The sequence below is a fragment of the Gilvimarinus japonicus genome, from assembly GCF_042847215.1.
Lineage (GTDB): Bacteria > Pseudomonadota > Gammaproteobacteria > Pseudomonadales > Cellvibrionaceae > Gilvimarinus > Gilvimarinus japonicus.
In genome coordinates, this window is the sequence record NZ_AP031500.1 from 244,120 (window position 1) to 265,074 (window position 20,955).

Below are 20,955 nucleotides of genomic sequence, written 5' to 3' on the forward strand. Positions count from 1 at the left end.
GTGTGTATGCACAATAATGGGAAACACTACTTAGTGTCGGGTCGGGTACAGGGTGTATCTTATCGCGCGAGCACAGCCACAAAGGCCAAAGAGCTAGGGTTAACTGGCTGGGTGCGCAACTTGGTTGACGGTCGGGTTGAGCTAATGGCCTGCGGCCCTGCGGCTCTGCTTAGCGAACTAGAGGCTTGGTTGTGGCAAGGGCCTGCAGCCGCTGAGGTAACCCACGTTGAGGCAGCAGTTGCTACGATAAAAGCGCCCAGCGGTTTTGTGGTGGCTGAAACGGCGAATAAAACAGCGGAGGTTTAGCGCATTATGCTGCGTTTTTTTGGGTTGTTTTTTATCGTCATGGTGGGCCTGTTTGTCATAGAGCTACTGCCCTTCGGACAGCGCTACTTTGTTGAGCCTTTAACCATGGCGCTAACCCACAGCTCCGCATTTTTTATTGAGTTGTTTGGCCGTGAGCTATTGGTTAATGGCATCTTAATTGTGGATAGTGCCACGGGCTTTGCGGTACAAATAGCTGCGGGCTGTAATGGCGTTGAAGCGATGATATTGCTGGTAGCTGCCATTGTCGCGTTTCCGGCCCCGTGGCGCTATAAGCTGATGGGCGTGAGTTTTGGCTTGGTGTCTATTCAGCTGCTCAACTTAGTGCGTATTGTCTCATTGTTTTATTTGGGGATTTGGTACAAGCCCGCATTTGATTGGGCGCATCTGTATATTTGGCAGGCGTTGATTATGCTCGATACCTTGTTGGTTTGGATGGTGTGGATTCGCTTTATTCCGACGCGACAGGCAACAGGGGCCGAACATGCCTCCACCTGAGTTTTCTCCCTCGCGATATTTTTTGCGCGTGCTTTTGTGGTTACCTTTATTCTTTGTGCTTTGGTATTACCTAGCCGGTTTGTTCACGATTATTCCAGCTCACTTAAGTGAGTGGGTGATTAACCTTGTTTACCCCGGTGCGGTTATGCAGGTTGAGTGGGTTAACCGCGAGCTGGAGTATATTACTCGCTTTACAGTTGCCGCGGGCGATGGTCTGCGTACTGGTAATGCCGTGGTAACCATTAACCCCTTGTTGTATTCCTGGAATATTCCAGTGTTGCTCGCTTTATGTTATGCGGTGAACGACACTTTGTTTTCCAATGTGCGCGTTATTATCGCGGTAATCGCGCTGTTTCCGATGCATGCCTGGGGGTTGGTAGCAGAGTTTTTTGTCAATATATTGTTTCGTATGGGTAGTGCCGTGGCGGAGCAAGTGGTAGTTGCGCAATGGCAGCAAGAAGTGGCGGCCTTCTGCTACCAGTTTGGGTATTTAATGCTGCCGGTTATTGGTGCTGTTAGCGTGTGGTTTTTAGCCAACCGTGCATTGGTGCAAGCGCTTATTGATAGCAGTGGCGAGCAATCAAAAAGTTAGCGTTTTAGCTTTTTAAGCAATGTAACACCGCCCACCAGCAACGCGCCCGCCGCAATCCCAATAGCGCCATTCATTAATGTCGGGAGGAGTGCGCCAAGTACAGTGCCGCCAGTGGGCAAGCTGGCCGCCCACTCGGCACTGTGCTCGATAAAATGATGCAGTACGGCAAAACCATGGGCTAATATGCCGCCGCCCACTAAAAACATGGCAATGGTACCGGCGACCGATAAAAACTTCATCAGTTTAGGGGCCGCTGCTAAAAGTAAGCCACCTAACGCCTGCTGCCATTTAGCCTCACGGTTTTGTTTTAGCCACAATCCCGCGTCATCAATCTTAACAATGCCTGCCACTAGGCCGTACACGCCAATAGTCATGGTCAATGCAATTATGCTCAGTACGATAATTTGCTGAGTTAAATCCGCTTCCGCAACAGCACCCAAGGTAATGGTGATGATCTCGGCCGATAAAATAAAATCGGTTCGAATCGCCCCTTTTACTTTGCCCTTTTCAAAGGCAACCATATCGGTTTTACTTTGTGCCAAGGCGGCCAATCGCGCTTTGCGCGCGGCATCTTGCTGGTCTTTGGGGTGCAACCATTTGTGAGCAACTTTCTCGAAGCCCTCAAAACATAAAAAAGCGCCGCCCAGCATTAGCAGCGGTACAATTAGCCACGGTATAAATGCACTGATTAACAGCGCTGCCGGCACCAGAATCAGTTTATTTAGCATCGAGCCTTTAAACACGGCCCACACCACAGGCAGCTCGCGCTCGGCTTTAACGCCGGTGACTTGCTCGGCGTTAAGGGCTAAGTCGTCGCCCAAGACCCCGGCGGTTTTTTTGGCTGCGACTTTGGTCATCACTGACACGTCATCCAGTAATGTCGCGATGTCGTCAATCAGTGCTAATAGGCTGGTTCCCGCCATAGGTTAATTCTCTTGTGGTTTACCAAAGACCAACACAAAACGGTCGGTGTGGCTGCGGATGTTGGGATCAAATACGTTTAGCGTCAAATCGTCGCTAGGGTTGGCCAGTACATCTGACTGGCTAAGTAGGACAAAGCCCGCGGCTGTAATGTCTTTGATTGCAGTGGACGCCTCTATACGGTGCAGTGATTTTGTCTGGCTTATACCCGTCCCTTTGGCGCCGTTGTGGTCGACAATGACTAACCGGCCATTCATTTTTAGGGCGCGGTATAGCTGCGCCAGAATATCCTCACGATTGTGCGGCCCCCAATGGTACTCGGGAACTTCATGGTACAAGTCGTGATAGGCCATCACCATTAAAAAGCCATCGACGCTGTTGGGTGCGAAACCGAGCTTGTCGGTTTCGCTGATGATAACTTCAAACGGTGCGGATTTGTCCCAGCGGTCAAGGCGCACGGTTAAGTTGTCTTTGGCAAATGCGGCGAAGGCGGCGTTGTTGTGCAGAACAGCGTGGCCATTGGGGCCAACATGGCTCGCCAGCAGCTCGGCGTAATAACCTGCGCCGCCGAATAAATCGACAACGGTTTCACCGGGGCTCAGCTCGAGTAGGGAGATAATATCTTGCGGTTTACTGGTTAGGTCACGCTGGCGGTCTGCAGCGCTGCGCTGCTCGGTTGTTTTGAGCTCGGGTGGCGCTGTCTCTGCGGTAGATGTCTGAAACCAGCAGCTGGCAAGTAGAAGTGTAAGTACAGCAAACTGGGCCGTGTTCATGATGACTCTCCGTGTGCGAACGAAAAGCCATCATAGCATGTTAAAGCACTTTTTTATTACCCGCGGGCGGCCCACACCGCGCACCAGCCGGAGCCTTTAACCTGTTTGCCCGGAAAGATATTGCAGCCTACCCAGTCGGCTGTTAAGTCGCCATTAGCGTGCACACAGTTGCTACAGTGCTGGCCTTCGGTTTCACTGGACTCGGTGTATTTTAGCGCGCTGGCCTGCGCGTCATCGGTAGAGAGCTTGGGTAGTTCGTCGTCGGCGAGGGCGATGGCTGGAATGAGGCTCGCCCCGGCGAGTGCGGTAGTGTTACGTATAAAGTCTCTGCGCTTCATGTTGGAACCCTTTGCTTGTCACGGTTGAGTATTCACTCTTTAAGTTGAGTGTTATCTCCCAATTGAAACGCTCTAAGCACGCTTGTGCAACCGGATAAACTTAACTTTATACGCCAAATTTACGCGAAATAATCCCACTTGAATTTCGATTCTCATTTACTGCTCGTAGTGGTGCTTTGTTTGCTCACGTCGGGCTGTAATCTGTTGTATTTGTTATGTCTGTGAGAGCACATTATGATTTTGAGTGTGATTCTTAACTTAGAGGCATAACAACGAGTGATAACGTTAGAGTTGTTCCCGGTGACGGCAGAGGATAGGCCTTTTTTACAACAGTTGTACGCGAGCACACGCTGGCACGAGGTCGCTTTGGCGGGTTTAGCCACAGAGCAGGCTGAGGCCTTTTTGACAATGCAATTTAATGCACAGAGTCAACACTATCGGCAGCATTACCCTCGGGCACAGTGCGATAGAGTGGTATGCGACGGCGTGTCGGTCGGGCGTTTGTACGTCGATAGGTCGGCCGATGATATTCGTATTGTCGACATTGCGCTGTTGCCAGAGCACCGCGAGCGAGGAATTGGTACTCGGTTGTTACAGCCCATTTTGGCTGAGGCACGTCAAGTGGGAGTGAGTGTGTCTCTGCATGTTGATAAACAAAATTCGGCGCGGCAATGGTATCGCCGCTTAGGGTTTGTCACCGTCGAGGATCGCGGTATTTACGATTTTATGCGTTACCGGGCGGTTGACCCGGTATCGTTTAGTCCCTGAGTTGAGGCTTTCTTTGGCTGGGTTTAACCCAGCACGGTATCGAGATACATCATGACCGAAAACCCGCCCAGCAGCGAGAAAGTGGCAACGCCTTCGTGGTTGCGGCGGTGGGTTTCGGGAATAATCTCATCGCTGATAATAAATAGCATGGCACCCGCTGCGCCGCCCAGTATCCAAGGCAATAACGGTGTTGCCACTGAGACGAGTGTTGCCCCAAATAGCCCGCCGATTGGCTCAAGTAAACCGGTTAAGGTCGCTACGCCAAACGCGTAAAGCCGCGTGTAGCCAACGGCCATTAACGATACCGCAACCGCTAGTCCTTCGGGGATATTTTGCAGGCCAATACCAATTGCCAAAGGTAGACCGTTGTCGATGTCTCCATTGGCAAAACCAACCCCCACCGCCATGCCTTCGGGAAAGTTATGCAGGGTAATTGCCAGTACAAATAGCCAAATTCGCTGTAGGTGTTTAGCGTCGATGCCGGGTTCCGGCTTTTGAAAGTGTTGATGCGGCGTGTAGCGGTGAATGAGCGCCAGTAGCGCGGCGCCTAGCAGCATCCCCGTTAGCACGATAAGGACAGCGCTGCTTTGGCTGTGGCCTTGGACTTGCGCTTGATTAATACCTGGCAATAACAGTGAAAAAATAGCAGCGGCTAGCATAATCCCGGCTGCTGCACTGAGCAGCATATCCTCGCTGCGCGCTGACAACTGACGAATAAAGATAATGCCGGCAGCGCCTACTGCGGTCATCATGCCGGCCCCCAAGCTGCCCAGAAAGCCTAGGATGATGATGTCCCAAGAAGAAACCATGGTTGCGCTCCGCTAAAGAAACAAAGTAATTGTGTTGTACGCCGAAGTTAAACGCAACGTTAATGAGTGGCAGTGTCGGTGACCGGTCGATAACGTATGTCCACTTGAGGGCTGTCTTCCTCGCCCGGAAAGCTGAGGTTAGACACGCCTAGGTAGCGGATTAAACGGCGCTCGTCCCGTTGATAAGTCAGCTCGATGGGGTCAACCAGCATGCGCAGTAGCCAGTTGTTAATTTCTAGCGCAAGACATAGGTAATGATCGGGCTCAAAATCGCTGCAGCTTTGCGGTGTTAATCTAAGCTCAACCAGTTTCTCTCGGCGCGGTAGCAGAAAGAAGAACGTTTCTGAGTTGCCATGGCTAAGGCTTTGCCAGTGCTGACGGACAAACGGATCGAATCCGGCGTCGACCACCAAAGGTGATTTGCTATCTAACTGGTGCTCTTGTGTTTTATCGGTTTGTGTGTGAGCAACCTTAATCATGCTCTCGGTGACAGTGACTTTGAGCGATTCGCGGTTCAGACTGTCAGTTAGCTCAAAGTCAGGTGCCGTGGCACGATCATGGTAGCGTATTTGTTTTTCCGCCCAGGCCGAGCCGTCTGGTTGAGTATAGGTTACCTGATGTTCGAGCTCGCCGTTGCTGTCTATCGCGTACTCATGCAGCTCGCGATAAAGCAACTGGTCACTACCTTGACGAAAAGCTTCTCCGAGGACGTTTGTTGGCTTAGTAAGGGCGTTTTCTTGCTCGGCATTTGTCGCCGTGCCATAGAGCGTCGTCGCCAGTAGCAGGGTCAATAGGGCACTACTGCGACGCGAGAGAATTTTATATAAGCTATTCATAGCGGTGTCTCCTCGCGGGGCCGACAGCGGCGCTGGCAGTAACGTAACGCCAGTGGAAATACGACGCCCCAGCCGCAGGCTACGGCGAGCAGCGGTTGCCAGTAAGGTTGCGATAACTGTGCCTCGCTTAACTGTACACCCGCGTAATAACTCGCCGGTGCAAAAAAGGCGGTTAGTAAGCCTGCAAGCCAAGGGTAAGGGGCAAGCCAGTAGAGTGAATGATTAACCGTAGTGGCAAATAGCACCCAAAGGCAAATAAGCCATGTTGGGATAATAGCGAATTGCCCCGCGATCAGTACGGTATCTTGTGGCAGTGCAAAGCTTATCAGGCCGACACTCATTAATAGGCCGTCCCAAATAATACCGGCTAATGCAAAGCCTGCCAGCAGCCGCCACTCCCGTGGTGAGTGTTGAATGAATTTTGCGTGAATCACCAGTGCAAGTGCGGTAAACGGCAGTGCCCACACAGACCCGCCCAACAAGCAGACAAACCAGCCCACTTGAAATAGCGCTAGATTGGTAATGAGTCGAACAATGTGCGCTTGGCGGTTAGTCATATGTTAGGTTGCTCTGGGAAAAGACTTGCGCCATTGAGGTTTGCCCAGTAAAAACTGGCCTGTGCCAATGACTCGCTCGCTAAAACCGCCTTCGCAGTAGCTTAGGTAATATTCCCACATACGGATAAAGGTATCGCTAAATCCGAGGGCTTTTACCTCATCGAGCTTGTCGTGAAAGCGCCGGTTCCAGTGCGCCAGTGTGAGAGCATAATCTTCGCCTATCTCTTCCATTGCAACCATTTGCATATCGGTATGGCGGCTAAGTTGGGCGGTTATTTCACGATCGCTGGGTAGGCAGCCGCCGGGAAAAATATACTTTTGGATAAAATCCACCGAGCGTCGGGCGTAGTCATAGCGTTGGTCGGGAATCGTGATTGCCTGTAGCAGCATCAGCCCGTGGGGCCTAAGCAACTTGGAGCAGGTAGCAAAATACTCGCGATAGTATTCGTGGCCTACCGCCTCAATCATTTCGATAGACACGAGCTTGTCGTAGCTGCCACTGAGCTTGCGGTAGTCCTCGCACAATACCGTTACCCGGCTGCAGAGTCCAGCGCGTTCTACCTCGTCGCAGGCGTGGCGATACTGTTCTTTTGATATGGTGGTGGTGGTAACTTTGCAGCCGTAATGGCGCGCGGCATGAATCGCCATGGCCCCCCACCCGGTGCCTATCTCTAACAGGTGATCGCCGGGGGTAAGGTTTAGTTTTTGGCAAATATTATCTATCTTTGCCAGCGCGGCATCTTCTAGCGATGTGTCGGCGGTTGCGAAGCGAGCGGCAGAGTACATCATACTGCGATCGAGAAACAGCGAGAAAAACTGGTTGCTTAAGTCGTAATGGGCGGCAATGTTGGCGCGTGCGTTGTCTTCGGTGTTGCGGCGCGACCAGTGGTAAAACTTTTCGAGTAAACGGCCCAGCCCAAAACGCGAGCTGTCGACGTTGTTGAGTAAGTTTAAGTTGGCGCACATAAGCCGGGTAAGTGCGGTTAAATTGGGTGAACTCCAGCTGCCTGCCATATAGCCTTCGGCGCCGCCGATTGACCCGGCCAACATAAACCCACGGTAGGCGCTGGCCCGATGCACGATGATGTGCGCGTGAATCTCAGTATCGGCGCTGGCCTCACCAAAACAAATGATCTCGCCGTCGTCCTCTATAATCAAACGCCCCAACGCAATACATTTTAACTGTTTCAGAACTTGTTGCTTGGCAATACGATCCAATACGCTGGGTTTGTTTTGTCGGGCGATGCGCGAACGCTTAAGTGACTCCATCGTCATGGTTGGTTACCTTGTTTTCTCGCTTGCGGCTCGGTGGCTATTGCCTAGTTTGGCCGAATGACTGTAAAAGGGTACGCGTTTAATCCAGAGCTTAAGGGCTTGCCAGTAAATAGCGCCGACGACTTTCAGTGTCATCCACGGATAGCACCAAATAATGCGGTTGAGGGCGCTACGGCTAATTGGCTGATGCTGTAACGCTAAGGTCGCATCCAGTACATTTTGTTGCTCTTGCGTGCAGCGCAGGTCAATAAGTAGGCGTTTGCCTGGTACATTACTGCGCCAGTGATATTGCATGCTCATAGGGTTGAACGGTGAGACATGCATATCTTTGTTAAAGGTAAATTCGTTAAAGCGTGAGCCCTTGTTTGATTTACGCGATGACTCGGGCTTCGGATCACAGTGTAGGACATAGCTCACACGCTCGCCCCAAGGGGTGTTGGTCACCTCGGCGACAATAAACTGCAACTGTTGTTGCTTATTAAAGCAGTAATAAGTGGTGATTGGGTTTATCACATAGCCAAAGTAGCGCAGGTTGGCGAGTACGCGAATAGGGCCGGTGTGTTCTTGTCCAGTTTTTTTAAGAACTTCGCTGCGAATGGCGGTATCTAAACTCACCGTCGGGTCGCCCAAAAAATCCTCGCGCTTAAAGCACGCAGGTGTCCAACGGCTTTTTGACCAAAAAGGCGATTGTGCCAGTACGCTATCAATCTCTTCTATATCGAGGTACATCATAAAGACGCTATACAAAAAAGCGTTTTTGCGCGGACGAAAACGACGGTGTCTGACCCAGCCTTGATAGATTCCGCTGTGCTGGATGCCAGTGTTTGCGTTTAAATCCGGCTCACTCACGGCGGTCTGTCTCAATGTTTACGGCGGGGTCGTTGGATCTTGCGCTAATGGCATCGCTTACGTGTTTGGCGCTGACCACGCCGTCCTCGTGAAAACCATTGCCCCAATAGGCGCCGCAAAACCAAGTGCGGTTGACGCCGTTAATAACGCGCCAGCGCTGTTGCGCCTCAATGACCTGCCGGGTAAATACTGGGTGGGCGTAATTAAAGCGCTGTAAAATTCTGTCTGGATCAATGGCCTGGGTGTCATTAAGTGTAACGCAGAAGGTTGTGTCGCTGGTGATGCTTTGCAGGATATTCATATTGTAGGTCAGCACAGCCCGCTGCTGCTCGTGCTGGCGCAAGCGATAGTTCCAGCTTGACCAGGCTAGCGTTCGCTTTGGCAATAAACGCGTGTCGGTATGCAGTACAACTTCGTTGGATTGGTAGTCGATGGCGCCCAGTATAGAGTTTTCGTCTGGCGAGCTGTCGCCAAGTAGCGCGTGCGCCTGATCGCTATGACAGGCAAAAATAACCTGGTCGTATTCGTCGCGTTGGCCGTTGGTGTGCTCAATAATAACTTTATCCTGCCGGCGGGTTACCTGAGCGATCTCGACACCGGTGGTAATGGTGGCGCCGCTGTTTTTGATGGCTTGGGTTAATGCCGGTAAGTAGTTACTCGAGCCGCCGCTGATAACTCGCCATTGGGGGCGGTTGTTAACACTGAGTAAGCCGTGATTTTTAAAAAATCGCACAAAAAATAATAACGGAAACTCCAGCATGGTTTGCGTCGAGGCAGACCAAATGGCGCAACCCATAGGAATAAGGTAATGGTTGATAAAGCTCTGGCTGTAGCCACGTTCTTGCAGGTAGTGCCCGAGGGTAATGTCGGGGTCGAGGCGCTCGCTCTCAAGCTCGGCAATCGCTTCTTTATTAAAGCGCAAAATATCGCGCACCATTGCCAGAAAAGAGGGCCGCAGTAAATTGCGCCGCTGGGCAAATAACGTATTGAGGTTGTTGCCGCCGTATTCTACGCCAGTGGTGTCGCAGCTGACGCTAAAGCTCATTTCGGTGGGTTGCGTGGCGACGCCTAGCGCATCCATCAAGGCGATAAAGTTGGGGTAAGTCCAATCGTTATAGACGATAAATCCGGTGTCAATGGCGTACGGTTTGCCGTTCACCTCGACCTTCACCGTAGCCGTGTGGCCGCCGACACGGCTGTCGCGCTCAAGAATATGCAGCTCGTGCTCGTCTTTTAGGTAATAAGCGGCACTTAGGCCGGAGATGCCGGCGCCAATAATTGCGATTTTCATGGGGTGTTCTCAGAGGTGTTTTTATTGCTCATGGCGCGCCGCCACAAGCCGGGTAGTCGGCGCGCTAACCACAGCATAGAACTTAACCGGCGCGGAAAACTCATGTTGATGGCGCGCTTGTTGATGGCTCGGGCCATGCGCTCCGCTGCGTCGTCAGCATCCATTAAAAACGGCATAGAGAAATCATTTTTGGCGGTTAGCGGGGTGTCGACAAAGCCTGGATAAATAGCGGTAACGTCGATCTCGGGGGCTAAGTCGAGGCGCAAACTGTCGAGAAAATAGCCGAGGGCAGCCTTGGAGGCGCCATAGGCTTCGGCCCGGGTAAACGGCGCCTTCACCACTTGCGAGACAACGCCGACAATGTGGCCGCGCCGGTGGTTGAGCCGCAACAGTGGTAACGCGGCCTCAATGCTGGCAACAGCACCGTTAAAGTTTACGGCAAAAACGCGCTCAATTGCTCGCCAATCCGGGTTGGGAAAATCCAGGTACTCACAACCGCCGGCATTGGCGATAAGCCGGTCGATGCGGCCCAGCTTGGCGCTAATAAGATCGCTGGCGGCACGCAGGCTGTCACGCTCGGTAACGTCTAGCGCCACGGTGAGTATACGGCCCGGCCCCGGGTTATCGGCGGCGAGCTGCGTTAAGGCTTGCGCGTTGCGAGCGCTGGCGATAACCCAGTGACCTTGCTGCGCTAGCTGTAGCGCTAGCGCCCGGCCCAGGCCGCTACTGGCGCCGGTAATCCAGCTAATCTCGGCGCTGGCGTCAGCCTTGTGGGCATCGGGTAGCTCTGTTAGGGCAGTCATGTATCCTCCTTGATTAGCGGCTTAAGCGCGCTTTTAGCCAGCGGGTAATGGTGCCCACCAGCGGTATTTGTTCATAGAGCAGCGCGCCCATATCGTATAAGTCTTCGTGAAAGTCGATTTTGTCGCTAAAATGTACATGGGATACCCCGCGCACGCTGATCAATCGGTTGCCCAATTTGGCGTGGCGAAACCGCATAATCCACTTAATATAGGCGCTGTGATCGCCGATCAGCTCATCTAAGTATTCAAACCGGCACTCGGTTAAGCCCTCTGATTGGGCCGATAAGTAATCTTGCAGGGCTACCACTCCCTCTATATCGTGCACGGGATCTTTGAACTTCACACCGGCCGCGTAGACCTGATCGAGCCGCGAGATACTGCTTTCATCAAGGTTCTGGTAGAGCTGTTTAAAATCGTTCAGCAACCGGTTGGATTGAGTGCTAGGTGCTATGGTGGATTCGCTGTTGGGCATAGTCGGCTCGGATAAATCAGTGACGTGTTACTAAGAATACGCCATCTTTTAACAGTTGGATCAGGTGATCCAACGAATCAGTTGGTGCGTAAAATAACCAGATACGCAAAAATATGATCAACCAGAACAAAGGCGTGCCGTCTAAGCAAGGCTGTAGGCACTGCCACAAAAAAGGGCATAGCCATCAATATGGTGCAGGCACAACAAAAGGCAGACCAGCAAAAGCAGCTCAAGCTGTGGCTTAAGGCCGTGGGGCAGAGCCAAGACCGGGCGGCGTTTGCCAAGCTATTTGAGCACTATGTGCCACTGCTTAGAGCGTATAGTTTGGCGCAAGAGCCGGGCGCTACCTTGGTGGCTGACGATCTTGCGCAAGAGGTAATGATCAAGATTTGGAATAAGGCCGCCAGTTATAACCCGAGCATGGCCAACACCAATACTTGGGTGTTTACCTTGGCCCGTAATGCCCGCATCGATGCATTGCGTCGAAACGGCCGTTACAACACCAACATTGACGCTGACGATTTATTTGAAAATATGGAAGACGAAGGCCCGGACCCGTTTCAGGCCGCACAAACCTTAATGACACAAGAGACAATTAACGCCGGACTGGCAAAACTGCCCAAAGAACAAGCCGACGTATTGCATAAAGTTTATCTGCAGGGCCGCAGTCACCAGCAGGCGAGTGAAGAGTTACGCCTGCCGTTGGGCACGATCAAATCGCGGATCCGCCTAGCGCTAAAGAAAATGCACCTGCTGATAGGAGGGCAATAGAATGGCGATTACCCAACATCCTAGTGGCGATTGGCTGTCAGGCTACGCCGCCGGAACCTTGCCTTTAGGGCAAGCACTGTGTGTGTCGGCGCACTTAGAGTTCTGCAGTCAGTGCCGTCAAAATTACAGCCGGCTTAGCCAGTTGGGCGGCGAGCTGATGCAAAGCTTGGAGCCCGCACCCAGCCCAAAGCTGTCGCTTGATGAGCTGATGGCACGTATCGACGCGCAACCTAAAAAAGCTACGCAGGACATAGAGGCCTATGATTTAGATTTATCCGACGGCAGTTCTAGCGCCGTCGCTAGAGATCGAATTAAGCCCTCCGGCACGGTAATCCCGCGCAGCTTACGTAAGCTTATTCCGGGCGGTTATCAAAAACTGAAGTGGTCACGTATCTCTCCCAGTATCCGTTCTGCCGAGTTGTGTCGGGACGATAAAGGCCTGAAGGTTGAGCTGTTGCGGATTAAGCCTGGTGGCGCATCACCCACGCACACGCACTTGGGGGATGAGCTCACCATGATTTTACAGGGCAGCTTCTCGGATGAGACGGGTGTTTACCACACGGGTGATTTTATGGCCTGCGATCAAAGTCATACTCACACGCCAGTGGCGAGTCTAGATCGTGAATGTATTTGTCTAACCGTGACTCAGGCGCCCATTCAGCTAACGGGCTTTTTTGGCCGCTGGCTGAACCCTTTGTTGCGGCGTGGTTATGCACCCAATTAGCTCTCAGATAATTAAAAACGCCGGCAACTGCCGGCGTTTTTTGTTCCGATCTTATTTAAGCAAATCCGCCGAACAGTTGATTAATATCCCGTAGTAACCAGCCGCCGTGCGGCGTTAGCAAATAGCAAAGCGCGCAAATATTCAGTGCGACAGTCAACCAAAAAAACACGCGAAATGGCTGTTTTTTGGACTTGTGTCGCAAGTGTTGCTGGGCAAATAAAGCGCCGGGCCAGCCGCCAAGTAGCGCAAACCAATGCAGCGTCGCCTCTGGTGTGCGACGGCGGTCGTGACGCGCCGCCGATTTATCCCAAGCGTACATTATATAAGTCAGTAAACTGGTGCCGAGGTAAAGCCACAAAATCAGCTTAGGCATAAAACCCAGCCCCACCAATGCCGCCACGATAATCAAGAACAGTGCGCTGGTAAAGAATGCGTTAACAGCGTGGCCGGCGTTGTTTTTATCTCGTTTAGGGCGCAACGGCTGTACCTTGCCTGCCCGGCTGCGCCCTTGTGTGTCGCTCTGGGGCTCAAAGGTTACTTTTAATCCTAAGCTTGGCCTCGCTCCGCGATTTTTAAACGATGAAATATGAAAGAACACTTCACGCCCGCCCGACTCTGGTGCAATAAAGCCAAAGCCTTTGTCGTCATTCCATTTCGTGATAACGCCTTTTGAACTGGGTTGGATGTTTTTCATTGTGATGTTTGTGGGTTACCCGGCGTCAATCAGCGCTTTAATTTTTACGGCTTTTTCAAAGTGATCTAACTGGTGTGTTTTAATCCACCATGTGGCAGCTTCCATTAGCAACTCTGGGTCGTCATTCTTATTGGCAAAAAAAGCGTAAAAAGACAGCCCCACGGAGTTGCCTTTGGAGGCTATTTTTTTATCACATACCTCGATGATTTTTTGTTTTAAAATCGACCTCACGGTTTTCTTTTGTCCTGTTCCAATTTCTTTTGGTAGAAGGCTTTAGCATTTTGCATTTTAGTGGCCCACGACTGCTTTAAACGGTCGCGAACTTTAGCCGCTTCCCGCTCATGTTGCTCGTGTTCGGTGTTGTTCTCTTGTTGCCTGGTTGTGGCAAGCTTTTGACGCAGTTGCTGGCGGGTTTCTTCGGAGACTTCAGTAGGCACCGGAAGACTTTCGATATCATGTAACAGTACGCGGCCTAATCGATCGAGTAGCGCTTCGTCGATTTTATTGGGCGTAAATCGGTGCCGTTTTACGCCGGCACGGCCAAAGTTACGCAATAAAATCTCAATGCACTGTTGCTCGGTATCGGCTTGAATTCGAATGGCGTGCTGCAGGGGCCCTTCTAGGGTAAAGGTTGCTTTGTCTACCCTGTGTAGGTTGTTGAGAGCGTCTTGCCGGTGGTAAGGCAGGGCATAGGCATCCAGGTGTTCGGCGTAGTGCTGGATCGCCGCAAGGTTGTCCAGCACATAGAGGGTCGGTTGCGTCAGTTTGGCCGCAACCCGAATATCAACTTGTCGCGGTGTGTCCGAGCTATCAATCAGCAGTTTGTAAGGCCCTTGACTGAGGGCAACCGTGGTGTCCCTGTCGGGCGCGAGCGGATAATAGAGCGTGCGCTGGGGTTGGACGTAATTAATATGCTTAACCAGCTCATCAAGGTAGCTTAGTACCTTAAGCATCGCCGGGCGTAAGGTCGCTTGGTAATAAGCCTCTTGTTGAGCGAGCTGGGCGGCTTTGTCGGCCTCAGCAGCGCGCAGACCGTCTGCTTGTTGTTTAAGGTCGTCCAGAATCCCCATAGCTAGTCCGTTATGCTAAGCCGCTAAATGTGCCTATTGTAATGGATATGGAGTATAGGGGGGAGTAGGGGTAGACGTAAAATTTATGCCCTGAAACGCCTAGGCGCTCTAAAGTCGGTACACATTCAGCCGTTATAGTTTAAGTGTTCAAAAAATAATCATGCTGGTGATTTTTCTGTCACAGGCTAAGCTGATTAAGGCCCCGAAGGATGAGCCCTACGCTGATCGGGGGCTAGAGTGTGTGATGAAGAGGGATTTATGCTTGGGTTAAAGTCAGACTCTGATGATATTGTGGCCGCGATCAACCTCACTCAGGCGGTGATACAGTTTGCTTTGGATGGAACGATTATCCAGGCAAACGATAATTTTTTGCGGGTTATGGGGTATCAATGGCATGAGGTGAAGGGGCAACATCATAAAATGTTTGTCGCGCCCACCGAGGCCAATAGCACCGCGTATAACGAATTTTGGCAAAAGCTGCGCACAGGCGTGCCGCAGACCGCAGAGTTTAAACGCTTGGCCAAAGGCGGCCGAGAGGTTTGGATTCAGGCAACCTATACGCCCATCATAAGGCGCGGAAAAGTCCATAAAATTATAAAATTCGCCACCGATGTGACGCAACAAGTGTTGGCCAGATCCAACTTTGAGTCGCAACTCGAGGCCATCCATCGCGCCCAAGCCGTTATTGAGTTTTCGGTCGATGGCGAAATTCTCACCGCTAATGACAATTTTCTTAATTTAATGGGCTACCGTTTGGACGAGGTCCAAGGCAAGCATCATCAACTGTTTGTCGCCGCAGATGAACATAAAAGTGAAGAGTATCGGCGTTTTTGGCAACGTCTGCGTGCGGGTGAGTACCAAACGGCAGAGTTTCGGCGAGTCGGTAAAAACGCAAAAGAGGTGTGGATCCATGCCACTTATAACCCCATTAAAAGCCCGGATGGCAAAGTCATAAAAGTGGTTAAGTTTGCCAGCGATATTAGCCAAGAGGTTTATCAGAGAAAAGAGTTTAAATTGTTATCACTGGTTGCCAACGAAACTGATAATGCCGTTATTATCGCTAACGTTAATCGTGAAATACAGTACGTCAACCAGGGCTTTACCAATATGACGGGCTATAGCTCGGAGCAGGCTTTGGGGCAGTGGGTTAAAGATTTGCTGGTAGGTCCAAAAACGGACGCTGCAACACGGGAGCGAATAACGCGCGAATTAGATGCCCCGCGCGCATTTTATGATGAAATTGAAATACACCGATCCGATGGAAAATCTTTTTGGATCTCGGTCACCAGTAACCCAGTAAATGATGACGACGGGCACCATCAAGGGTATATCGCGATATTAGCGGATATTACACCGGTGAAATCCCGCGCAATGGAGTTGCAGGCTCGCTTTTACGCTATTGGGCGATCTAACCTAATGGTCGAATGGGACAAAAATGGATGGTTACTGGACATAAATGATTATTCGGAACGTTTGCTCGATATACCCGCCGATACTTTTAAAGCATCGATAAAAAATTGGCAAGAGCTTTTGGATGAAAGCCAGAAAACGTGCCTGTTTAACGACGAGCGAGTCACCAAAGATGTACTCGTTCAGCATGACAGTAAAGCAATCGGTATAGCAGCCACTTTTTGTACTATTAAAGACTTACACGGCGATGTACAAAAAATCATTATGTATGGCTTTGATATTTCTGATCGCTTAGCCGTAGTCGCGACCAGTGATAACGTTATGCGAGAGCTAATAGATTCGGGAAAAAATATTAATAATATGGTGTCGAGTATTAACGCCATTGCCGAGCAAACAAACTTGTTAGCGTTAAATGCCGCTATTGAGGCGGCTCGCGCAGGCGAGGCTGGTAGAGGTTTCTCGGTGGTGGCCGATGAAGTCCGAAACTTGGCCTCAAAGGCCGCGGGGTCAGCGCGCGAGATTAATGATGTGGTAGGTGAAAATCAAAAGCTATTAAGCAGCCTCTCGGACGCTTTAAATAAACTGAATAAATAACATATTGTAGATATCGTCGAGCGCTTATAGGACTTGGGTTGGGGCGAGTTTATTCAGGAGCACCGCATTATCGTTGATAAAATAACGATAATGCGGTTGAGTGTTGATTTACTGGTTTTTCATTATCTGCGCTAACTCGGTAATGTCGCGCACAATGTAATCGGGCTCTTCAGCTAAAGGGTACAATGCTTTACCGGGACGTGCCACAAAGGCAGTTTGTAGCCCGGCGGCTTTCGCGCCAGCTACATCCCAGCCGTGGGCCGCAACCATTAAAGCCTCTTCTGGTTTAACGTTTAATTGCTGTAGCGCCCACTTATAGGCGCGTAGGTCTGGTTTGTATATTTTTATATCTTCTATGCTATAGCGGGCCGAAAAATACTCAGTCAACCCCGCGTTTTCAAACTGAGTTTTAACCCCGTTATTCGATGAGTTGGTCAGACTAACAATGTTAAAGCCTTGTTTATTCAAACTGGCTAGGCCTTGTTTGACATCCGGATGCGGGGGCAAACTTAACAGTGGTGTCACAATGGCGGTTTTGGCATCTTCAGCGCTTAAATCGATATCGTTGTTTTGCGCGACCATCAGCAGCGAGGCAACCCCGATTTTTCCAAAATCTTGGTAGTCGCCGGTCACCGTTGTTACCAGTGAATTATGCAGCATGGTGGAAAACCATAAAGGCAGTAGATCTTCCCGGTCACCCAGCGCTTTGCCAATAGACGAGCGCATAGATTCCAGATCGAGCAAGGTTTCATTTACATCAAAAATAATGACTTTGGGTTTCGCTAACGCGCTGCCGGCTTGGTTTGTCCCAGGGGCTGAATTCTCTTGAGCCATGGCGATGCCTCCAAAAAGAGCACTGATCAGAAGTGTAATAACAGACAGGTAGTGTTTGTTGGTAATCACGTGGGGGATCCTAGGTTGTCATATGGGCGAGTAAAAGCTAATGCACCACCTTAAAGGGTGTTGCCGGCGTTTGGCAACGCAAGGGTTGAGGCTTTGGTCACTATTTACTTATCTTGTCGGTGGTTTGTTTCTTTTGGGAGTGGGGCGAGGTTGGTATGTACGTGAGTTACATTTTATAGCTGTTTTGCGAAAGGAGCTTACCGGCCAGTCGCAGATATGTAACCAGGTACATAAAAACTGATTATTCGCGATAGTGTTTGTTTGAGTTAGACCGCTTGCAGGGTAGGTGAAGGGTGTTGAGTGTAGAAAAGATGGCGCACCCGGCAGGATTCGAACCTGCGACCAACGGCTTCGGAAGCCGCTACTCTATCCAGCTGAGCTACGGATGCGTAAAACTGAAAATTATACTGGTTCAGTGCCAGTGCCTAAAACGTAGCGCTTGTCGCGCTACCTGCTACTCCCCTCGCTACCGCTCGGGTCCGGTCTTTCAGCCTAGCTGAAAGCCGTTCGGCTGCGCACAAAGCGATGCTTTGTAAACGCTGGCCTCACCCAGCTGAGCTACGGATGCGTAAAACTGAAAATTATACTGGTTCAGTGCCAGTGCCTAAAACGTAGCGCTTGTCGCGCTACCTGCTACTCCCCTCGCTACCGCTCGGGTCCGGTCTTTCAGCCTAGCTGAAAGCCGTTCGGCTGCGCACAAAGCGGTGCTTTGTAAACGCTTGCCTCACCCAGCTGAGCTCGGGATGTGTAACGAGGAGCGCATTCTACAACCCTGATTCGCAATCGTCTACGGCTGCGGGCTCGGGTTGTTCACCTAAGGCCCTATTTCTGGCTATAATGGCGCGCCAGAGACCCGAGCAGCATCCAGTGCTGCCGTTAATTAGAGGAAGCATCCGTGAGCCAAGCGAAAAAAATGATCGGCCTGATGGTCGTACTGGGAATGGGGCTGTTTGCCTCTGGGGTGGCCGTGAGCCAATCCAATGATGTTAAAGACGCAATTGCCGAGCGCATTGCGCCTGTGGGTGAGAGCTGCATGTCGGGTGATGACTGCGCTGCCGCACCTGTGGCCGCTGCGAGCGAAGGGCCGCGCACGGGCCAGCAAGTGTACGATACCGCCTGCCATACGTGTCATGCGGCGGGTGTTGCGGGTGCGCCTAAGTTTGGTGATGCCGCCGCCTGGGCCGAGCGTATTGCGAAGGGCGCGGATACCTTGCACGAGCATGCCCTGAAGGGCTTTAACGGTATGCCAGCGATGGGCTTGTGCGCCACTTGTTCGGATACTGAAGTGATGGCAGCGGTCGACTATATGATGGAAAACAGTCAGTAATTGTTACCAAAGCCATAACACGGGGACGGTTGACGGATAACGGTAAACGAACACACTGCCGTACCCCGTACCCCGTACCCCGTACCCCGTACCCCTCAATCAAACATATTTAGCAAGCTAGAGATAGTCTGCTCACCAGTGGCTTTTACCTGCTCGGCCGTGGCGGGGGTAAAGCCTTCAAACACAATATCTTCTTGTGGCAGCTCGTCGATAAAACGACTGGGCGTGGTCTCGTTAATATCGCCGTACTGCTTGCGTTTACCGGCCAGTGTCAGGGTCATAGTGCGCTGGGCGCGGGTGATACCCACATAGGCCAAGCGTCGCTCTTCTTCTATGTTGTCGGTTTCAATGCTGTTGCGATGGGGCAGCAGGTCTTCTTCCATGCCAACTAAATAAACATGGGGAAACTCCAAGCCCTTGGAGGCGTGCAAAGTCATTAATTGCACTTGATCGAGGGTCTCTTCTTCTTCTTGGCGCTCTAGCATGTCTCGCAGCACTAGCTTGCTGATGGCATCGTCGATGGTCAGAGGCTCGCCGTCATCGTCCCGCTCGAGCATTTTGCGAATGGAGTCGGTTAGATAGCGGACGTTATCCATACGTTTTTCGGCGGCTTTGGCGCTGGAGGAGTTTTGATGCAACCAGGCCTCGTAGCCGATGTCCTCCAGCATTTGCTCAATGCCCGCTACGGGTTCGGGACCGTTACAGCGCTCAACCACCCGGGCAACCCAATCGCTAAACAGGCGCAACCTCTCTAGGTTTTGTTTGGGAACGTGGCGCTGTAGGGCGATGTCGTCAGCGGCGGCAAACAAGCTTAAATGGCGCTCGCTGGCAAAGCGTCCCAGTGCTTCTAGGGTGCTGGTGCCAATCTGCCGACGCGGGGTGTTAATAATACGTAAAAAGGCGTTGTCGTCGTCCGGGTTGACCAGCAACCGCAGGTACGACATCACGTCTTTGATCTCGGTTTTGCCAAAAAACGACGAGCCACCGCTGATTTTGTAGGGAATTTGGTGCTGCTGTAGCTTCATCTCCAGCAGCCGGCCCTGATGGTTGCCTCGGTACAAAATGGCGTAGTCGCTGAACTTGCCGCCCCGACGCAGCTTGTTGGCTAAAATCTCGGTGGCGACGCGCTCGGACTCGGCGTCTTCACTGGCGCACTTCACTACACGAATCTCGTCGCCCAGGCCCATCTCACTCCACAGAGCTTTGTCGTATTCGTGCGGGTTGTGGGCAATCAGGTGGTTGGCCACCCGCAAGATCCGGCTGGTAGAGCGGTAGTTTTGCTCCAGCTTAATTAAGTGCAGACTGGGAAAGTCTTCTTTTAACAGCACCAGGTTTTCGGGTCGTGCGCCGCGCCATGCGTAAATAGATTGGTCGTCGTCGCCCACCACCGTCAGCGCATTGCGGCCACCTACTAGCTGTTTAACCAATAAGTATTGGCTGGAGTTCGTGTCTTGGTATTCATCCACCAGTAAGTACTGAATTTTGCGCTGCCAGCGGGCCAGCACTTCGGGATTGGTGTTAAATAAATGCACCGGTACCAGAATTAGATCGTCAAAATCCACCGCGTTATAGGCGCGCAACGCTTGGTTGTAGCGCTCGTAAATACGCACCATGGTCAGTTCGGCTGGGCTTTGGGCCAGCTCCTCCGCCGTTTCTGGGGTGGTGAGGTCGTTTTTCCAGTTGGAGATTTGGCTTTGCACCATATTGAGGTGGTCGTTATCCATCTCGCCGTCTTTCATCATTAGCTCTTTCAAGAGCGAGCGGGCGTCTTCGGCGTCGAAGATCGAAAACCCCGGCTTAAAACCGAGGGCTTTGGCCTCGCGGCGGATAATGTTGAGCCCTAAGTTATGAAAGGTCGAGACGGTTAACCCCCGTGCGGCACTGCCTTTTACCAGCCCGCCAACCCGCTCTTTCATCTCCCGCGCAGCTTTGTTGGTAAAGGTTAGGGCGGCAATGTGTCGCGCGGGCATATCGCACTTTTCGATTAGATAAGCGATTTTGCGCGTAATAACCGACGTTTTGCCGCTGCCGGCCCCAGCGAGTACCAAACAGGGGCCATCAACGTAGAGTACGGCTTCGCGTTGGCGGGGGTTGAGTCGGGTCACAGGGCCTCATTACTAGCAGGTGGCGGGATGACAACAGAGCGCGCCATTGTAGCAATGCCGCGAGCGAGATTAAACGTAAAGTTCAGACGAGAACTGTGCAAAAAGTGCGCGAATGGTGTATGTTTGCAAATTAGTTTGGTTATGTTGATTTAGGCGCTAAATGCGCCATACTAAAACTACCATATTGTTTGTGTAACCTATTTAATAATAAAGCCCAGAGCCGCTAACGACGGTGACCAAGGCTAATTAAG

General features: G+C 51.5%; 23 protein-coding genes, 1 tRNA gene and 1 pseudogene. 8 read left to right on the plus strand and 17 right to left on the minus strand.

Translation table 11 applies throughout. The annotated features are described in order from the left end of the window. The first annotated feature begins 6 nt into the window (after window positions 1-6). The 3 genes from ACGHAD_RS00995 to ACGHAD_RS01005 are packed head-to-tail and all read left to right on the plus strand — an operon-like array spanning window position 7 to window position 1,414. A complete protein-coding gene (locus ACGHAD_RS00995; protein WP_339617438.1) occupies window positions 7-306 on the plus strand; it encodes an acylphosphatase in 300 nt (99 codons plus the stop codon). 6 nt (window positions 307-312) lie between these two features. After that, complete coding sequence (xrtH, locus tag ACGHAD_RS01000) at window positions 313-822, plus strand: exosortase H (protein WP_339617439.1); 510 nt, start codon at window positions 313-315, stop codon at window positions 820-822. After that, window positions 809-1,414: an exosortase H-associated membrane protein gene (locus ACGHAD_RS01005; protein ID WP_382414105.1), complete on the plus strand. Its 606-nt coding sequence runs from the start codon at window positions 809-811 to the stop codon at window positions 1,412-1,414. The genes xrtH and ACGHAD_RS01005 overlap by 14 nt, the downstream gene beginning before the upstream one ends. On the opposite strand, the gene ACGHAD_RS01010 is transcribed toward ACGHAD_RS01005, so the two are convergent. Genes ACGHAD_RS01010 through ACGHAD_RS01020 form a run of 3 tightly spaced genes read right to left on the minus strand, consistent with a single transcriptional unit; the run spans window position 1,411 to window position 3,446 of the window. Beyond that, entirely contained in the window at window positions 1,411-2,337 is a 927-nt protein-coding gene (locus ACGHAD_RS01010; protein WP_339617441.1) for a DUF808 domain-containing protein, read from the minus strand. The genes ACGHAD_RS01005 and ACGHAD_RS01010 overlap by 4 nt on opposite strands. A gap of 3 nt (window positions 2,338-2,340) precedes the next feature. Further along, the gene (locus ACGHAD_RS01015; RefSeq protein WP_382414107.1) at window positions 2,341-3,108 is read right to left on the minus strand and encodes a methyltransferase domain-containing protein; all 768 of its coding nucleotides are present in this window, start codon (window positions 3,106-3,108) and stop codon (window positions 2,341-2,343) included. A gap of 56 nt (window positions 3,109-3,164) precedes the next feature. Then, window positions 3,165-3,446, minus strand: a complete 282-nt coding sequence (locus ACGHAD_RS01020) for a high-potential iron-sulfur protein (RefSeq protein WP_339617443.1) — start codon at window positions 3,444-3,446, stop codon at window positions 3,165-3,167. Window positions 3,447-3,722: 276 nt separating this feature from the next. On the opposite strand from ACGHAD_RS01020, the gene ACGHAD_RS01025 reads away from it, so the two are divergent. After that, a complete protein-coding gene (locus ACGHAD_RS01025; protein WP_382414109.1) occupies window positions 3,723-4,214 on the plus strand; it encodes a GNAT family N-acetyltransferase in 492 nt (163 codons plus the stop codon). Window positions 4,215-4,237: 23 nt separating this feature from the next. Here ACGHAD_RS01025 and ACGHAD_RS01030 read toward each other — a convergent pair whose 3' ends face one another. From ACGHAD_RS01030 to ACGHAD_RS01065, 8 genes are read right to left on the minus strand one after another with little or no spacing between them, the layout of a single operon-like run. Beyond that, the gene (locus ACGHAD_RS01030; RefSeq protein WP_382414111.1) at window positions 4,238-5,023 is read right to left on the minus strand and encodes a ZIP family metal transporter; all 786 of its coding nucleotides are present in this window, start codon (window positions 5,021-5,023) and stop codon (window positions 4,238-4,240) included. A 59-nt stretch (window positions 5,024-5,082) separates the two neighbouring features. Next, on the minus strand, window positions 5,083-5,859 hold the full coding sequence (locus ACGHAD_RS01035) for a hypothetical protein (protein ID WP_339617446.1): 777 nt from the start codon (window positions 5,857-5,859) through the stop codon (window positions 5,083-5,085). Next, entirely contained in the window at window positions 5,856-6,416 is a 561-nt protein-coding gene (locus ACGHAD_RS01040) for a DUF2878 domain-containing protein (RefSeq protein ID WP_339617447.1), read from the minus strand. Before ACGHAD_RS01040 ends, ACGHAD_RS01035 begins: the two co-directional genes overlap by 4 nt. Before the next feature lie 3 nt (window positions 6,417-6,419). Next, window positions 6,420-7,691 (minus strand): cyclopropane-fatty-acyl-phospholipid synthase family protein, encoded by a 1,272-nt coding sequence (locus ACGHAD_RS01045; protein WP_339617448.1) that lies wholly within the window; start codon window positions 7,689-7,691, stop codon window positions 6,420-6,422. Window positions 7,692-7,697: 6 nt separating this feature from the next. Further along, window positions 7,698-8,540 carry a DUF1365 domain-containing protein gene (locus ACGHAD_RS01050; RefSeq protein ID WP_382414114.1) on the minus strand — a complete coding sequence of 281 codons (843 nt, stop codon included), beginning with the start codon at window positions 8,538-8,540 and terminating at the stop codon, window positions 7,698-7,700. Beyond that, on the minus strand, window positions 8,533-9,831 hold the full coding sequence (locus tag ACGHAD_RS01055; protein ID WP_339617450.1) for an FAD-dependent oxidoreductase: 1,299 nt from the start codon (window positions 9,829-9,831) through the stop codon (window positions 8,533-8,535). The genes ACGHAD_RS01050 and ACGHAD_RS01055 overlap by 8 nt, the downstream gene beginning before the upstream one ends. Next, on the minus strand, window positions 9,828-10,634 hold the full coding sequence (locus ACGHAD_RS01060) for an SDR family NAD(P)-dependent oxidoreductase (protein ID WP_339617451.1): 807 nt from the start codon (window positions 10,632-10,634) through the stop codon (window positions 9,828-9,830). Before ACGHAD_RS01060 ends, ACGHAD_RS01055 begins: the two co-directional genes overlap by 4 nt. 13 nt (window positions 10,635-10,647) lie before the next feature. Continuing rightward, a complete protein-coding gene (locus ACGHAD_RS01065; protein ID WP_339617452.1) occupies window positions 10,648-11,106 on the minus strand; it encodes a nuclear transport factor 2 family protein in 459 nt (152 codons plus the stop codon). A 189-nt stretch (window positions 11,107-11,295) separates the two neighbouring features. Between ACGHAD_RS01065 and ACGHAD_RS01070 the strand changes: the two genes are divergently transcribed. Continuing rightward, window positions 11,296-11,877, plus strand: a complete 582-nt coding sequence (locus ACGHAD_RS01070; RefSeq protein WP_339617453.1) for a sigma-70 family RNA polymerase sigma factor — start codon at window positions 11,296-11,298, stop codon at window positions 11,875-11,877. A gap of 1 nt (window position 11,878) precedes the next feature. Then, window positions 11,879-12,601, plus strand: coding sequence for a ChrR family anti-sigma-E factor (locus ACGHAD_RS01075; protein WP_339617454.1), 723 nt, complete (start codon window positions 11,879-11,881; stop codon window positions 12,599-12,601). A 55-nt stretch (window positions 12,602-12,656) separates the two neighbouring features. Here ACGHAD_RS01075 and ACGHAD_RS01080 read toward each other — a convergent pair whose 3' ends face one another. From ACGHAD_RS01080 to ACGHAD_RS01090, 3 genes are read right to left on the minus strand one after another with little or no spacing between them, the layout of a single operon-like run. Then, on the minus strand, window positions 12,657-13,295 hold the full coding sequence (locus tag ACGHAD_RS01080) for a cold shock and DUF1294 domain-containing protein (RefSeq protein ID WP_339617455.1): 639 nt from the start codon (window positions 13,293-13,295) through the stop codon (window positions 12,657-12,659). 15 nt (window positions 13,296-13,310) lie between these two features. Then, window positions 13,311-13,526 (minus strand): DUF6500 family protein, encoded by a 216-nt coding sequence (locus ACGHAD_RS01085; RefSeq protein WP_382414117.1) that lies wholly within the window; start codon window positions 13,524-13,526, stop codon window positions 13,311-13,313. After that, window positions 13,523-14,365: a hypothetical protein gene (locus ACGHAD_RS01090; RefSeq protein ID WP_339617457.1), complete on the minus strand. Its 843-nt coding sequence runs from the start codon at window positions 14,363-14,365 to the stop codon at window positions 13,523-13,525. Before ACGHAD_RS01090 ends, ACGHAD_RS01085 begins: the two co-directional genes overlap by 4 nt. A gap of 258 nt (window positions 14,366-14,623) precedes the next feature. On the opposite strand from ACGHAD_RS01090, the pseudogene ACGHAD_RS01095 reads away from it, so the two are divergent. Next, window positions 14,624-16,268 (plus strand): annotated as a pseudogene (locus ACGHAD_RS01095) (PAS domain S-box protein); the annotation flags it as partial. A gap of 209 nt (window positions 16,269-16,477) precedes the next feature. On the opposite strand, the gene ACGHAD_RS01100 reads toward ACGHAD_RS01095, so the two are convergent. Both ACGHAD_RS01100 and ACGHAD_RS01105 read right to left on the minus strand, forming a co-directional pair. After that, on the minus strand, window positions 16,478-17,203 hold the full coding sequence (locus tag ACGHAD_RS01100; protein ID WP_382414119.1) for a haloacid dehalogenase type II: 726 nt from the start codon (window positions 17,201-17,203) through the stop codon (window positions 16,478-16,480). A 381-nt stretch (window positions 17,204-17,584) separates the two neighbouring features. Then, window positions 17,585-17,661: transfer RNA gene (locus ACGHAD_RS01105), tRNA-Arg, on the minus strand. Between the two features lie 506 nt (window positions 17,662-18,167). Between ACGHAD_RS01105 and ACGHAD_RS01110 the strand changes: the two genes are divergently transcribed. Next, a complete protein-coding gene (locus ACGHAD_RS01110; RefSeq protein ID WP_382414121.1) occupies window positions 18,168-18,599 on the plus strand; it encodes a c-type cytochrome in 432 nt (143 codons plus the stop codon). A gap of 95 nt (window positions 18,600-18,694) precedes the next feature. On the opposite strand, the gene rep is transcribed toward ACGHAD_RS01110, so the two are convergent. Then, entirely contained in the window at window positions 18,695-20,704 is a 2,010-nt protein-coding gene (gene rep / locus ACGHAD_RS01115) for a DNA helicase Rep (RefSeq protein WP_339616968.1), read from the minus strand. Window positions 20,705-20,955 lie beyond the last annotated feature (251 nt).

Coding starts and splice junctions, on each gene's coding strand:
- ACGHAD_RS01075 (WP_339617454.1), top strand. CDS start 11,879: ATGGCGATTACCCAACATCCTAGTGGCGATTGGCTGTCAGGCTACGCC.
- ACGHAD_RS01090 (WP_339617457.1), bottom strand. CDS start 14,365: ATGGGGATTCTGGACGACCTTAAACAACAAGCAGACGGTCTGCGCGCT.
- ACGHAD_RS01010 (WP_339617441.1), bottom strand. CDS start 2,337: ATGGCGGGAACCAGCCTATTAGCACTGATTGACGACATCGCGACATTA.
- ACGHAD_RS00995 (WP_339617438.1), top strand. CDS start 7: ATGCACAATAATGGGAAACACTACTTAGTGTCGGGTCGGGTACAGGGT.
- ACGHAD_RS01070 (WP_339617453.1), top strand. CDS start 11,296: ATGGTGCAGGCACAACAAAAGGCAGACCAGCAAAAGCAGCTCAAGCTG.
- ACGHAD_RS01080 (WP_339617455.1), bottom strand. CDS start 13,295: ATGAAAAACATCCAACCCAGTTCAAAAGGCGTTATCACGAAATGGAAT.
- ACGHAD_RS01100 (WP_382414119.1), bottom strand. CDS start 17,203: ATGGCTCAAGAGAATTCAGCCCCTGGGACAAACCAAGCCGGCAGCGCG.
- ACGHAD_RS01030 (WP_382414111.1), bottom strand. CDS start 5,023: ATGGTTTCTTCTTGGGACATCATCATCCTAGGCTTTCTGGGCAGCTTG.
- ACGHAD_RS01065 (WP_339617452.1), bottom strand. CDS start 11,106: ATGCCCAACAGCGAATCCACCATAGCACCTAGCACTCAATCCAACCGG.
- ACGHAD_RS01045 (WP_339617448.1), bottom strand. CDS start 7,691: ATGACGATGGAGTCACTTAAGCGTTCGCGCATCGCCCGACAAAACAAA.
- ACGHAD_RS01020 (WP_339617443.1), bottom strand. CDS start 3,446: ATGAAGCGCAGAGACTTTATACGTAACACTACCGCACTCGCCGGGGCG.
- ACGHAD_RS01055 (WP_339617450.1), bottom strand. CDS start 9,831: ATGAAAATCGCAATTATTGGCGCCGGCATCTCCGGCCTAAGTGCCGCT.
- ACGHAD_RS01005 (WP_382414105.1), top strand. CDS start 809: ATGCCTCCACCTGAGTTTTCTCCCTCGCGATATTTTTTGCGCGTGCTT.
- ACGHAD_RS01060 (WP_339617451.1), bottom strand. CDS start 10,634: ATGACTGCCCTAACAGAGCTACCCGATGCCCACAAGGCTGACGCCAGC.
- ACGHAD_RS01015 (WP_382414107.1), bottom strand. CDS start 3,108: ATGAACACGGCCCAGTTTGCTGTACTTACACTTCTACTTGCCAGCTGC.
- ACGHAD_RS01035 (WP_339617446.1), bottom strand. CDS start 5,859: ATGAATAGCTTATATAAAATTCTCTCGCGTCGCAGTAGTGCCCTATTG.
- ACGHAD_RS01040 (WP_339617447.1), bottom strand. CDS start 6,416: ATGACTAACCGCCAAGCGCACATTGTTCGACTCATTACCAATCTAGCG.
- xrtH (WP_339617439.1), top strand. CDS start 313: ATGCTGCGTTTTTTTGGGTTGTTTTTTATCGTCATGGTGGGCCTGTTT.